Raw genomic sequence first — 13,935 nt, 5'->3', positions numbered from 1 at the left:
TCAGCAAGTTAGCGGAAAAGCAACAGCGCATCCCGTGTGCGAAAGCGAAGATCTATCCTTGAGACAACGCAGAAATATTGGTGAACAACTAGGGAAGTTGTGGAAACGTATGCCTGAACAGGAAGTGGAAGCGAAGGAAGCGGAAGTGAAAATGGGTGAATTGCAACCTGAGGGGCTGGATGCCTCGGCGGAGGCCGATGCGATTCAGCAGGCCGGAGATGAGAGTGGCCCGCTGGATCAGGCGAAGGTCGAGCTGGCGCAGTTGAAGGGCGAGCGCGATCAGTTATTGGATCGGCTGGCACGGCTGCAGGCCGAGTTTGAAAATGCGCGCAAAAGGGCCGAACGCGAGAAAACGGAGTTTCGGGATTTTGCGACAGGCAACGTGGTGGAGCAGTTTCTGCCTGTGCTGGATAACTTTGAGCTGGCGCTCAAGTCGACCGGTTCGACCGAACAACTGCGGAGCGGCGTGGAGCTGATTGTGAAGCAGATGGAAGAGGCTCTGCAGAAATTGCAAGTGACGGCGATTCCGACAGTGGGCGAGCTGTTTGATCCGCGGGTGCATGAGGCGCTGGGCCAGGTGAAGCGCGAGGATTTACCCGATGAGCATGTGGCAGAGGAGATTCGGCGCGGGTACAAGATCCGTGAGCGGATGTTGAGGCCGGCGATGGTGCGCGTTGTGTCGAATCCGAAACAGGTTAACGAATAGGTTACAGGTTGCGGTGAACAGTGATCCCACCTAGCCGCAAAAACAAATACGCGGCGAGGGTGGGGCACCCAGATGTTTTCGAAGTCAGTCGGCGAATAAGCGAAAAGAGAGACAGTGGCAACAGTGGCGAAAGCGGATTATTACGAGGTGCTGGGCGTCTCTCGCGAGGCGAGCGAGCAAGAGCTGAAGAGCGCATACCGGAAACAGGCGTTGAAGTATCATCCTGACCGCAACCCTGGGGATCATGCGGCTGAGGAGAAGTTCAAGGAGGCCAGCGAGGCCTACCAGGTACTGTGCGACGCGGACAAGCGCGCGGCATACGACCGTTACGGCCATGCGGGCGTGAATGGGTCTGCGGCCGGCGGACCCTTTGGAGGAGGTTTCTCAGGTGCTGTAGATCTGGGCGACATCTTTGGCGATCTATTTGGCGAGATGTTCGGTGGCGGCGGCGCGGCGCGTGGAAATGGGCGCACGCGAGTGCATCGCGGCGATGATCTGCGCGTGGATCTGACGATCAATTTTGAGGATGCGATCTTTGGCCATGAGACGGAAGTGAAGATCCGCCGGCTGGAGGTGTGCGAAACATGCCATGCAAGCGGAAGCGCGTCCGGGCGAGGACCAGTGACCTGCCAGCAATGTCAGGGACGCGGGCAGATCCGGTACCAGCAGGGATTTTTCTCTGTAGCGCGGACGTGCTCGGCGTGTGGAGGGGCGGGAAGTGTGGTGGTCGATCCCTGCACAACCTGCCGAGGTGAGACTCGCGTGAGCCGGGAGCTGAAGCTGAATGTGAAGGTTCCGAGGGGCGTGGAGGACGGGACGCGGATTCGCTATTCCGAAGAGGGCGACGCGGGGCGTAGCGGCGGCCCGAAGGGCGATTTGTATGTGGTGTTGTCGATTCGCGCGCATGAGGTATTTGAGCGCGAGGGCAACGACCTGAAGTGCGTGGTGCCGATCAGTTTTCCGCAGGCGGCGCTGGGAGCGGAGATTGAGATTGACGGCATTGACGGGCCGGTTAGCCTGAAGGTTCCTGAAGGCACACAGAGCAGCAGGGAGTTGCGTGTGCGCGGGCGCGGCGTGCCGATGCTGAATGGCAAGGGCAACGGCGATCTGTTGGTGACGGTAGTAGTGCAGGTGCCGAAGAAACTGAGCAAAGTACAACGCGAGCTGATGCGGCAACTGGAGGATTCGCTGAAGGTGGAAAATAAGCCCGCGGCGCCCTCGTTTATGGACAAGATGAAGGACCTGTTCAGCTAACGCAACTGCGATAATGACAATGAAATGACAGCCCGGCGGGCATCCTGCCGGGCTTTTTTGCGTCCATTGGGCATAGCATCGAACTATACATGCAGGAATTTTCAGGAGAACTGACAATATGACGACAGCACATATTCATCGCATTGCCACAGCAGTTCCACCGAATGATGTGCATCGGCCGTTTGTGGAGTTCGCTGAGACGATGCTGCCGGAGGGAACGACGCGCAGCCTGTTTAGGCGCATGGCAAGAATGTCGGCGATTGAGCACAGATATTCGTTTGTTGAGCCGGTGGAGAACGGGGATAAGACGTGGCGCGACCGCGAAGAGTTGTATGTGGCCGGAGCATTTCCGACAACGGCGCGGCGGATGGAAGTTTTTGAGAAGTTTGCGCCGCGGCTGGCCGGGAATGCGCTGGACAGGTTGGCGCTGAGCGAGGAAGAGCGGCGCGGCGTGACGCATGTGATTGTGACTTCCTGCACGGGATTGTATGCGCCGGGACTGGATTTCGATATTGTGCGGCATCTGGGGCTGAGCACATCCGTAGAGCGGACAATGATCGGGTTCATGGGTTGCTATGCGGCGATCAATGCGCTGAAGGCGGCGCATTACATTGTGCGATCGGAGCCGCGCGCGAAGGTGCTTGTGATGAACCTGGAGCTATGCACGCTGCATTTGCAGGAGACCGAGGATATTGAGCAGTTGCTCTCATTTCTGTTGTTTGCCGATGGGTGCGCGGCGTGTTTGATTGGCGCGGAGCCTCAGGGGCTGGCGATCGACAGCTTTCTGGCTGTGAATTTGCCGCAAACGAGTGGGCTGATTACGTGGAAGATCCGCGATGGCGGCTTTGATATGCATCTTTCCGGGCAGGTGCCGACGGAGATCAAGCGTAGGTTGAAGGGTGTAAGCCGCGAGGTGACGCGGGGAAGAGAGATTGCTGACGTGAACTTGTGGGCGGTGCATCCGGGCGGCCGCACGGTGCTGGATGCGGTGGAGCATGCAATGGAGCTGCCGGAGGATGCGCTGCGCTTTTCACGGAGTGTGCTGGGACGGTTTGGGAATATGTCGTCGGCGACGGTGATGTTTGTGCTGGCGGATGTGCTGGCGCAGGCGCAGAGTGGGCAGTTGGGCTGCGCGATGTCGTTCGGGCCGGGTGTGACGGCGGAGACGATGCTGTTTCATGCATCCTGATATTGATATGTCACTACGATCTGGCAAGCTGGATTTCAGCCGCAGGGCGCAGTTGCGCGAGATTATGGATGAGCCATGCGAGCGCGAGTACATGCGCGCGTATCTCGAAAGTCTGGCGCGGGTGAACCGGTGGCTTGTGGCAATGCGGCCTACGCTGGCGTGGCTGGATGGATTTCATTTGCCCCGCGATGGGGAACCGCTGCGGATTCTGGATGTGGGCTGCGGATATGGCGATGGATTGCGGCGCATTGAGCGGTGGGCGCGCGAGCGAGAGATTCGCGTGCAACTGACGGGGCTGGATCTGAATCCGGATGCATCGGCGATTGCAGCAGAGGCCACGGAGGCCGAGAGCGAGATCGAGTGGGTGACGGGCGATGTGTTTGCATATCTGCCGCAGCAACGCGTGGACATTGTGGTGAGCGCGCTGTTTACACATCATTTGAGCGATGAAGATGTTGTGCGATTTGTGCGCTGGATGGAGAGCCACTGTGCGATGGGTTGGTTTATCAATGATCTTTCGCGGGCATCCATGCCGTATCACCAGTTCAAGTGGTTTGCGCGACTGGCAGGGGTGCATCCAGGTGTGCAGCACGACGGGCCGGTCTCGATTCAGCGGGCTTTTGTGGCGAGTGAGTGGCGTAAGTTATGTGAGGCTGCGGGACTGAACGCGCAGGATGTGACGATTGCCGGATGGAAGCCTGCGCGGTTATGCGTGAGCCGAAGGACGCAATGATGTGCAGAGTGGAGTGCCTGGTGATTGGCGGCGGATTGGCCGGAGCGATGGCGGCGATGCGGCTGGCGCAGGCAAAGCGCGAGGTGCTGCTGATAGAGAAAGAGCGAGCGGCGCAACATAAGGTCTGTGGAGAGTTCCTGAGTCCGGAGGCAGTGGCTTATTTGCGCGAGGCGCATGTGGAACCGCTGCGGCTGGGCGCGGTGCGGCTGCGGCGAGTGCGGTTGGCGGCGGGAGAACGTGTTGTTGAAGCGGTGTTGCCATTTGAGGCGCTGTCGCTTTCACGCAAGATGCTGGATGAAGCCTTGCTGACGAAGGCCGAAGAGGCCGGATGCCTGACTCGGCGAGGCGCAGCCGTGGAGCGGCTGGTACAGGACGAAGACGGATGGCGCGTAGAGCTTGCAGATGGGGCATTGGTGCGAGCGGCGAAGGTATTTCTGGCGACGGGGAAGCACGATCTGCGTGGGTGGAATCGCAGGCGGGATCCTGGTGCAGCGCAGAGTGATTTTGTGGGATTCAAGCTGCACTGGAAGCTGACACCGGCGGCCGCAGAGAAGCTGTGCGACACGATGGAGCTGTTTCTCTTTCGCGGAGGGTATGGCGGGATTTCGTTGATTGAGGATGGGGCGGCGAATCTGTGCCTGGTGGTACGGAAGGCGGCATTGCATGCGTCGGGCGGATGGACTGGGTTGATGCAGGAAATTTGTACGGGGAATAATCTGCTGCGCGAGCGACTCGATGGGGCGGAATCCAAGTGGGAGCGACCGCTGTCCGTGGGGTGGATTCCGTATGGGCATCTGGCGCGGGAGGCTGATGGAATGTGGAGGCTGGGAGATCAGGCTGCTGTGATTCCGTCTTTTACCGGCGATGGGATGGCGATTGCGCTGCACTCGGGCGCACTTGCGGCGGAGATGTATCTGGCGGGAGCGAGTGAGGTCGAGTATCAGCGCAAGCTTGCCGGGCAATTGCGGCGAGGAATGAAACTGGCGAGTGCAGTTGCAGCGGCGATGGTGAGTCCGATAGGGCAGCGCGTGGTGTCGAGAGTGTTGCCGGCTCTGCCGCAGGCGATGCGTTGGATTGCCGCGGGGACGCGCATACCTCATCGGGCACTGCCTACAGCGCAGCGTGAGTTTGCCTGAATGCTCAGCCTGCTTTTTCTGTGAGCTCTGCCCAGCGCGTATAAAGTGTATCGATTGCATGCTGAGCTGCTTCGAGTTCGACGAGTGCTTGCTGGAGTGCCGTGGCGTCGATGGATACGGTTGGATCTTCGACATGCGCATGGGCTGCTATGAGCCGTGCGTCGGCTTCTTCTACGCGCTGTTCAATGGTTGCGAACTCGCGTGCTTCAAGATAGGACAACTTCTTTTTGGATTCCTGTTTCGGTGCAGACGCGGAGTCAGCTCTGGGAGCCGTCGCTGACTTTGGAGCCTCGGACTCGGCCTGCCAATCTTCCCATTGCGAGTAACTGGCGAATTGTGCAGCGCTGCCATTGCCATCGAGGCCGAGCACGATGGTGGAGATGCGATCGAGCAGATAACGATCATGCGTGACGAGCACGAGCGCGCCGGGGAACTCGAGCAGGCTTTCTTCGAGAATGTCGAGCGTGGGGATGTCGAGATCGTTGGTCGGCTCGTCGAGGAGGAGCAGATCGGCGGGTTCAAGCATGAGGCGAGCGATGAGCACGCGGGCACGCTCGCCGCCGCTGAGGCGCTCGACAGGCTGATTGAGCTGTTCGCCGGTGAAGAGGAAGCGTGCGGCCCAGCTTGCGACGTGGATCTGGCGGCCCTGATAGATGACGGCATCGCCATCGGGAGCGAGGGCGCGGCGGAGTGTGAGTGTGGGATCGATTTCGCGGAGCTGACTGAAGTAGACGGTCTTGAGAAATTCGGCGCGTTGAATTTCGCCGGAGGTTGGCTCGATCTCTTCGCGCAACAGGCGTAGCAGCGTGGTTTTGCCGCTGCCATTTGCGCCGACGAGACCGACGCGCGTGCCGGCGGTGAAGACGAAACTGAGATTTTCGAAGAGCGTCCGGTCGCCGATTTTGTAAGAGATGTCTTCGAGCGTGATGAGGCGCTTGGTCTTGCGGTCGCTGGCCTGGAAATCGATGCCTGCATTGTTGACAGTGGAGCGCGAGTCCATGTCAGCGAGCTTGCGGATCATCTGCTGAGCCGTGTCGATACGGGCTTTGCTCTTGGTGGTGCGAGCTTTAGGGCCGCGGCGCAACCATTCGATCTCTGTGCGCACGCGATTGCGCAGGCTCTCCTGCTCACGCGAGTTCGATTCAAGCCATGACTGGCGCTCTTCGAGGAAGCGGCTGAACTTTCCGCGCACGCGCAGCAGGCCGTCAGGGTAGATGCGATTCAGTTCCACGATTTCGTTGGCGACGTTTTCAAGGAAGTAGCGGTCGTGGCTGACGATGACGGTTGCGAAGCCGGCGTTTTCGAGAAGCTCTTCGAGCCAGCGGATTCCGGTGAGATCGAGATGGTTGGTTGGCTCATCGAGAAGAAGCACATCGGGAGAAATGACGAGAGCTTCTGCGATGGCGAGGCGCTTACGCCAACCACCGGAGAGCGATGCGGCTTCGGCCGTAAGTTCGATGAAGCCAGTGCGGCCGGCAAGCTCGCGGAGGCGGCCTTCGCGATCATCTTCAGCAATGTGCGCTTCAGAAAGCGCGCGTTCGAGTACATTGCGCACGTTGAGCCCTGCTGGATAGAACGAATCCTGCGCGACATAGGCGACCCGGGCGCGTTTGCGCGCAGCCACTTCTCCGGAGTCAGGCGACTGAATTCCCGCGAGCACGGAGAGCAGAGTCGATTTTCCCGCGCCATTCGGGCCGATGAGGCCGATGCGGTCGCCTTCACTTACAGTGAGCGAGATGTTGCGGAAGAGTGGCGCGGCACCGAAGGCCTTAGAGATAGTTTGAGCGTTAAGAATTGGAGGCATTACATATTCAGTGTAATTTCTGACAGCGACGAAATGGCGTCAGGCTGGCGAATCGGCGCTTTCGTCGGGAGTTGTGCCTCCCAAATGTGCAGGTGTGGATCAATCCTGCTTTCGACCGCAAGGGCTGCGCGGTGTTCCGCGAGATTGAAGAGGCGAAACTGCCAGCGCGCGGGATCGTCGTCGTCGAGAACGCGGTCTATCTCAAGGTGAAATTTGTTTGATTCTTCAAAAACGAAGGAAAAGTGTTTGAGTGGCAGGGAGAGGCCAAGTCCTCTTGCCTTGATGTAAGACTCCTTCAGCGTCCACAACGATAATGCGCGATTCCGTCTTTCCGGCTCGGACAAACTCTCGAGCTGTGCTAATTCGCGAGGCGAGAAGACATCGGAGGCAAGCTCTACTACGTCTTCTGCGCGATTAAACGGCTCAATGTCGATACCGAGTTCGATGTCTTTCCCGATGAGACAAACAACTAACTCTGCGCAATTCGACAAATTGAAGCGCAGACCGCAATCCGGGTCGATGGCGGGTTTTCCGTAAGGGTTTGCCTGAAACTTCCAGGCATGCGGAGGAAGTGGGTGATAGTGAGACAGTGCGGTGCGCACCAGGAGCCGGGTGGCTAGATATTCGCGACGATGCCTTTCAAAGCGAAAGGTTTTGCTGTGCAGGAACTCTTCTTCGCTGAGGATACGTTCGCAATCCTCGGCGATTGTCTGCGCAGGCAGATTCTCAGGACGGGTGTACCAGAGATTCAATGCAGTTCCCATCCGGAAGATCTCCCAAAGCTATTTTTTGCAAGTAGCTGAAAACACTATAGAACCATGGTAACTGAGCCGTGGACGAAAGGGGATGTTACTAAGTGGCCATTGAAAATGGCTCTGGAGTGCTAAAGTCACGGTAATGAAAGGTTGCTAACATAATGATTGCCTTGGTGGTTGTCTGACGAATTGAATCAATTATTCCCAGTGTTTGCACGGCCGTAATGGTCCGTATGCAGTTTTGCCGGGTGGATTCGCAGACAAGGCGCAGCTCTGAATTCTCTCCATACGGCCGATGAAATTAGTGAGCCGGTAGGAGTGAATGCTGATGGAAGCGTCAGAAGGAAGTTACGTCAACCACCGCTGACGATATGTGCATGATCCCGGCAGGGTTCTCTGCCGATGTTTTTTCCTGACGGGATACCAGACGAGATTACATGGTCAGCTCTGTGGAGTATTTGAGTACCGTAGAGTTCTTATCGGAACTTCGCCGGCTGGACATTCATGTGAGTGTCGAGGAGGGGAGACTGCGCTGTAACGCTCCCGCTGGCCGCCTTACGAAAGAACTGGAAAAGGCTCTTGTCGCACGCAAAACAGAAATCATCCGGACTCTCTGCGTATCTAGCGCATCCCCATCCATCCCCAGACGATACGAACCGAACAAGCGGATGCCTCTGTCCTTTGCCCAGGAGCGCTTGTGGTTTCAGCAAAATCTAAAACCGGAGAGCACAGCCCACAATATCACTGCCAGGCGACCTTTTCAGAGTGCTGTGAATGCCAATTTGCTGGAGCGCGCTTTGCATACCCTTGTGCGGAGGCACGAGATTCTGCGCACACGTGTTGTAGAGGCGGACGGTGTTCCCGCCCAAGAAGTTCAACCGGATATGTCGCCCACTGTTGAGATTTATGACCTGTCTCATCTTGCAGGAACTGATAAGATGACGGCGGCAGAGTCAACGATACGGAAGTTCTCAGCGCGCCGGTTCAATTTTGCAAGTGGATGTCTCTTCCGCGTGGCCCTCATTCGTCTTTCCAGCGATGATTGCCAGCTTGTGATGACCGCTCATCATATCGTCTGCGACGGCTGGTCATTGGGCATCTTTTTTACTGAGTTCTGCTCACTGTATGAAGCGGTGCGTCGCGGACAGGCGATCGAATTGGCTGGGCTTCCGGTTCAGTATGGCGACTACGCACTGTGGGAGCGCGAGCGGATGAGCTCGATAGCGGTGGCGCCCCAGCTTAAATACTGGAAAGACAGGCTGAAGGGGGCACCCGCTTCTCTTGAGATTCCTCGGGATCATCCGCGCACAGCATCGCTAGAATACAAGCCGCGACTTGGTTCATTTCAGTTGGATGAAGTCACATCGGAATCCCTGAGACGACTGGCTCGGGAGAGCGCCGCGACTCCATTCATGATGTTGCTGGCGATTTTCAAAGCGCTTCTCGCCCGGTACACCGAACAGGGCGATATTGTTGTTGGCACTCCGGTATCGACGCGGACCGTGCCGGAGCTGGAAGGGCTGATCGGATGCTTCATCAATACACAACTGCTTAGAACCGCAGTGGACCAGAGCATTACGGCGAGAGAACTGGTTAATCGCGTCCGCACTACGGTGCTCGAATCGCTGAGCCATGCGGATGTTCCTTTTGAGGTATTGGTTCGGGAGCTTGTGACAAAGCGCGATATGTCCCGTTCCCCGCTTTTTCAGATTGCGTTCGTGCTGCTCAATACACCGGGGGCTCAGGAATACCAGGTGGTAAGCGGCGGGACCGATCTGGACATGACGTTGTATATGTGGGAGGCCGAAGGGAAATTTTATGGCTCGCTGGAATATGATGGCGCGCTCTTCGATCCGGCCACCATTTCGTGCTTCACGGGCTGCTTCCAAACTCTGGCGGCGCAGATGGCGTCTCAGCCTGATACGCAGCTAATGGATATTGCTCTGGTGTCCGACGTGCAGGCTGAAGAGTGGTTTTCCGAAAAGAACGGTCCATCTATACCGTTACCTGCCGACACTGCGCACGAGTGGGTGCGACGGCAGGCGGCGGCATCTCCGGAAAAGATTGCGGTTATCTGTGGCAAGGAGCAATTAAGTTTTCGAGATCTGTGGGCTCGGGCGGCCAAGCTGGCTCATCAGTTGCGGCTGTTAGGCGTGGGGCCCGGAAGCCGGGTTGCACTTTGCCTGAATCGAACTGTGGATCTGGTTGTCGCTCCACTTGCGGTCTGGCAGGCTGGCGCGGCGTATGTTCCGCTTGATCCTGATTATCCCGCTGGCAGGCTGGCCTACATGCTCAGAGATGCGGCGGCTTCCGCTCTTGTGACTGAGAGCGACCTGCTCAAGCGCTTACCCAGCGCGCTGCCTTCCTTCATCTGCCTGGATCGAGAGCGGTATGGACATCTGAATGAGGCTGAAAGTCCGCCCCCGGTTTCTGTGATGCCCGATGACCTTGCGTATCTCATCTATACGTCCGGATCGACAGGGAATCCTAAGGGCGTGGAGATTCGCCACCGGTCGTTGGTCAACCTTTTGGCCTCAATGATGCGGGAGCCGGGGATTACCTCCGCGGACCGGCTGCTGGCGGTAACAACCCTGTCTTTTGATATTGCCGGCCTGGAGCTGTTTCTGCCGCTTGTGAGCGGTGCTCAAGTGGTTATCGCGCCGAGGAGTGCCGTCGCAGACGGAACTGCTCTGGCCAGGCTGCTGACGGAATTCAAGATCACCGTGATGCAGGCTACGCCGGTCACATGGCGGCTGCTTCTTCAATCCGGCTGGAAGGGAAAGCCGGGGCTCAAGATTCTTTGCGGCGGTGAAGCGCTTCCGCTTGATCTGGCGGAGCAACTGTTAGAGACCGGAGCAGAACTGTGGAACCTTTACGGTCCGACGGAAACTACCATCTGGTCGACTGTGCAGCGTATTGAGGGACCCGTTGATCGAATTGCGATTGGACATCCTATTGCCAATACGCAGATATGCGTTCTGGATGAGAGCGGCCGGCTACTTCCGCCTGGACTGACGGGAGAGCTCTTCATTGGCGGAGAAGGACTGGCAAGGGGTTACTGGAATCTTGAGAATCTGACCGCGGAACGGTTTGTAGAAAGCCACGTCCGGTGTTCGGGAACGCGGATGTATCGGACGGGCGACCTGGTGCGAAGGCTTTCTGGCGGCGATGTGGAGTATGTCACCCGCGCGGATGATCAGGTGAAGTTTCGTGGCCATCGTATCGAGCTGGGCGAGATAGAGGTTGCGCTGGGACGCCATCCGAATGTGGCACAGGCGGTGGTTACTGTTCGCGAAGATAAGCCGGGCGATAAGAAACTGATCGCTTATTGGACAATGCGGGGACATGCCAGGGTCGATGCCGCTGAACTTCGCAAAAATCTGCGCAGACAGTTGCCGGACGCAATGATTCCCGCGGTATTTATCAAGCTTGATAGCTTTCCTTTGACTCCCAACAATAAAGTCGATCGAAAGGCTCTCGCCGGCTCCAAGTTTCGCGCGATGCTGGAAGAAAATGGGCATGGCAAACGGGGACGCAGTGAGTCGCAGCCGGCTGATGGATGGATGGCGCCAGAGCGCGTAATGCCAAGCAATTATGTGGAAGCTGTTTTAGAGGAGATCTGGCGGGCTGTGCTGCAGGTTGAACAGATTTCAGTACATGACAATTTTTTTGAACTTGGGGGAGATTCCCTGACTACGGCTCGAGCTGTCTCCGATATTCGAGCCGAGCTTGATATGGATTTGCCTCTGCGATCGATCTTTGTTTATCCGACAATCGCCAGTCTAGCGAGCCACATTTCTTTTGAGCCATCCACTCGCAGGTACAGCTATACGAGCGAGCAGACACACTGGCCGCGCCTGGTGGCTGCGCAACCGCACGGCAGCCGCACGCCGTTCTTCTTCCTTGCGGGATTTTATAGACCGGATGGCCCGCTGCTTGTTCTTGCCCATCTGATTCCTCACCTTGGCAAAGATCAGCCGGTCTTTGGGTTTCAGCCGCGATGGATGGAGGAAGGCGGAGCCGACTATGACAACGTGGAGGAACTGGCGCACGAATATATAGCGGAATTGCGCAAGGTTCAGCCTGCGGGACCCTATTTGCTGGGGGGCAACTGCGTGGATGGTATCGCGGTTGTGGAGATGGCAAGGCTACTTCAGGAGCAAGGCGAGGAAGTCAAACTGGTGGCGTTGCTGGATACTGTACGGCCATCGCAGCGGCGGCTGTTGCACATGGATCTGTTTTTCTTCAAGAAAAGGCTGGAACACATCCGCGATGTGCTTTTTGGGATTGTCCGCGCCAGGAGCGGAGAACGGCTCCGCATGTTTCTCCAAGTGGCGAATCGAAAACTGGGAATTGCAATATCCGCAGAAGATCGCGAGATGGGCCGTTTCGACACGCGCAGAGATCGCTACCGGCGGTTGCTGAGCAGACACAAGCTTAAAAGCTGGTCTGGGCGGATAACTCTGATCAGGAATGAAGAAGAGCTTAACCTTGGCCACGATTTTGGCTGGACTGGATTTTCCGAAGCCGGATACGATATTCACGTCGTCCCAGGGGAACATGAAACGATGCTGAGCGAGCACGGAAAAGAGGTTGCCCAGATCATCCGCCGATGCCTGGACGAGGCTATGGCTGAGCCGTCCGAAGAGACGGAATATAGAGAGGCCGGGATTTTGTGACAACAGCTAACGTGGCCTCTGCCACGATCTCGGATAGCTGCCCGCGTGAATCAGCGCTCATTGCGGTTGAGAATGTGACGATGCGTTTTCCTATCCCGAAGCGCTATCGGGAATGGGTGCTGGCACCCTTTCGGCGGCGGCGTGTAGGTACAGCGCTTTCCAATGCGAACCTCGACGTGCAAACCGGTGATCGCATTGCGGTGATGGGTCCGAACGGCGCCGGCAAGACGACTCTGCTTAAGTTGATAGCGGGAGTCTTGCTGCCCACCGAGGGGAAGGTGTTGGTGAACGGGCATAGCACGCTTGAGCAGAGCGCGGCAGCCCGGAGATCGGTGGGATTTGTCTTTAACGAAGAGCGCAGTTTTTTCTGGCGATTAAGCGGCGTGCAGAATCTTGAATTCTTTGGAGCGCTCGACAACCTCTACGGGAGACAACTGCGCGAGCGCATTGAGTATGTTCTGGAACTCGTGGGTCTGTCGGACGCGGGAGACAAAGCAGTTTACACATACAGCAGCGGAATGAAGCAGCGTTTGGCAATTGCGCGGGTGCTGATTGCGGAACCGGATCTATTGATTCTGGACGAGCCCACCCGCGCACTCGATCCGGTGGCCTGTGACCAGATTGTTGAACTGATTCTGTCTACGATTCATCGCAATTCACGGAAGACGCTGTTGATCGCCACGCACAGACCGGATGAAGCTTCATTGCTATGCAACAAAGTCCTGGTTGTTGGAGGCGGAAATATCCTGGGCAGGGAATCGATTGAAGGGCTCAATGCAAGAGGTACTACCGTGCTTGAGTATTACCGGCAGCTCATGGTGAACGGAGAGCGCTCATGATGCCGTTGCTGAGAAAAGCATTTGCATTCATCCGACGCGATTTTTGCATAGAGTCCGGCTATCAGGCCTCGTTTGTGATGGGCTTGATGGAATCTTTGATGCTGCTGATCATTTTGCGCTTTGTGGGCCGGCTAGTTTCTCCAACGGCGTCAAGTACCCTTAGCCATTCGGGACTGGCCTACTTTCCCTTTGCGCTTGTTGGGGTGGCATTTGCCCGCTACTTTGACCTGATGCTGAGGATGTTTTCTGATTCGATTCGGACGGCTCAAGTCACGGGCTGCCTAGAGGCAATGCTGTGCAGCCAGACGGACAGTATTACGATCGTGATGCTGTCATCGCTTTACAGCCTGATTTCCGGAGGAATACAACTGCTGCTCATTCTACTAGGCGGAGCATTTCTGTTTGGAGTGGATCTGCGGCATGTGGATGTGCCTGCAACTTTGCTTGTGCTGCTGGTCTCGGTTGCGATCTTCATAGCGTTCGGAGTTCTCTCGGCAGCCGCTATTGTCTGGCTGAAGAAGGGCGATCCGATCACATGGGTTCTAGGCGGCCTGGGGGGCATTCTGGGCGGGGCTTATTTTCCAATTGACGTGATGCCGGTGTGGATGCAGAAGATTTCCTTTTTGATTCCAGTGACGTATTCCCTGGAAGCACTGCGGCTCACCATGCTCAAGGGGGCATCGTTAGCCGAGGTGGCGAAACCGGTTGGCACACTGGCGATTATTGCCGTGGTGATATTGCCCGCCAGCGCTGCCATATTTGCTGCAACTATACGTAGAGGCAGAAAAGAAGGCACTTTAACGCAGTACTAACTCCTTCGGCAACCGGCGGTATACATGC

At 57.0% G+C, this 13,935-nt stretch carries 10 protein-coding genes; 8 read left to right on the top strand and 2 right to left on the bottom strand.

The genetic code is table 11. The annotated features are described in order from the left end of the window. The first annotated feature begins 109 nt into the window (after nt 1–109). From grpE to ABSG47_RS05415, 5 genes are all read left to right on the top strand, one after another. Nucleotides 110–706 carry a nucleotide exchange factor GrpE gene (grpE, locus tag ABSG47_RS05435; protein WP_424167417.1) on the top strand — a complete coding sequence of 199 codons (597 nt, stop codon included), beginning with the start codon at nt 110–112 and terminating at the stop codon, nt 704–706. A gap of 114 nt (nt 707–820) precedes the next feature. Next, the gene (gene dnaJ / locus ABSG47_RS05430) at nt 821–1,960 is read left to right on the top strand and encodes a molecular chaperone DnaJ (protein WP_481133018.1); all 1,140 of its coding nucleotides are present in this window, start codon (nt 821–823) and stop codon (nt 1,958–1,960) included. A 118-nt stretch (nt 1,961–2,078) separates the two neighbouring features. Continuing rightward, nucleotides 2,079–3,149, top strand: a complete 1,071-nt coding sequence (locus tag ABSG47_RS05425) for a type III polyketide synthase (protein WP_424167414.1) — start codon at nt 2,079–2,081, stop codon at nt 3,147–3,149. 7 nt (nt 3,150–3,156) lie between these two features. Then, nucleotides 3,157–3,882 carry a methyltransferase domain-containing protein gene (locus ABSG47_RS05420; protein WP_424167412.1) on the top strand — a complete coding sequence of 242 codons (726 nt, stop codon included), beginning with the start codon at nt 3,157–3,159 and terminating at the stop codon, nt 3,880–3,882. Next, a complete protein-coding gene (locus ABSG47_RS05415; RefSeq protein ID WP_424167410.1) occupies nt 3,858–5,018 on the top strand; it encodes an NAD(P)/FAD-dependent oxidoreductase in 1,161 nt (386 codons plus the stop codon). The genes ABSG47_RS05420 and ABSG47_RS05415 overlap by 25 nt, the downstream gene beginning before the upstream one ends. A gap of 4 nt (nt 5,019–5,022) precedes the next feature. Here the strand turns inward: ABSG47_RS05415 and ABSG47_RS05410 are convergent, their stop codons facing one another. Further along, on the bottom strand, nt 5,023–6,822 hold the full coding sequence (locus ABSG47_RS05410; protein ID WP_424167408.1) for an ABC-F family ATP-binding cassette domain-containing protein: 1,800 nt from the start codon (nt 6,820–6,822) through the stop codon (nt 5,023–5,025). Next, the gene (locus ABSG47_RS05405) at nt 6,822–7,586 is read right to left on the bottom strand and encodes a 4'-phosphopantetheinyl transferase family protein (protein ID WP_424167405.1); all 765 of its coding nucleotides are present in this window, start codon (nt 7,584–7,586) and stop codon (nt 6,822–6,824) included. The genes ABSG47_RS05410 and ABSG47_RS05405 overlap by 1 nt, the downstream gene beginning before the upstream one ends. A gap of 428 nt (nt 7,587–8,014) precedes the next feature. Here ABSG47_RS05405 and ABSG47_RS05400 point away from each other — a divergent pair, with 428 nt between their 5' ends. The 3 genes from ABSG47_RS05400 to ABSG47_RS05390 are packed head-to-tail and all read left to right on the top strand — an operon-like array spanning nt 8,015 to nt 13,907. Then, nucleotides 8,015–12,256 (top strand): non-ribosomal peptide synthetase, encoded by a 4,242-nt coding sequence (locus ABSG47_RS05400; RefSeq protein ID WP_424167402.1) that lies wholly within the window; start codon nt 8,015–8,017, stop codon nt 12,254–12,256. Then, nucleotides 12,253–13,095, top strand: a complete 843-nt coding sequence (locus tag ABSG47_RS05395; RefSeq protein WP_424167399.1) for an ABC transporter ATP-binding protein — start codon at nt 12,253–12,255, stop codon at nt 13,093–13,095. The genes ABSG47_RS05400 and ABSG47_RS05395 overlap by 4 nt, the downstream gene beginning before the upstream one ends. Continuing rightward, nucleotides 13,092–13,907, top strand: coding sequence for an ABC transporter permease (locus ABSG47_RS05390; protein ID WP_424167397.1), 816 nt, complete (start codon nt 13,092–13,094; stop codon nt 13,905–13,907). The genes ABSG47_RS05395 and ABSG47_RS05390 overlap by 4 nt, the downstream gene beginning before the upstream one ends. Nucleotides 13,908–13,935: the final 28 nt, after the last annotated feature.

The organism is Occallatibacter sp. (assembly GCF_049510455.1).
Classification (GTDB): Bacteria; Acidobacteriota; Terriglobia; order Terriglobales; family Acidobacteriaceae; genus Telmatobacter.
The sequence above is the reverse complement of the archived record's forward strand: the minus strand, read 5'-3'. Positions and strand labels throughout refer to the sequence as shown.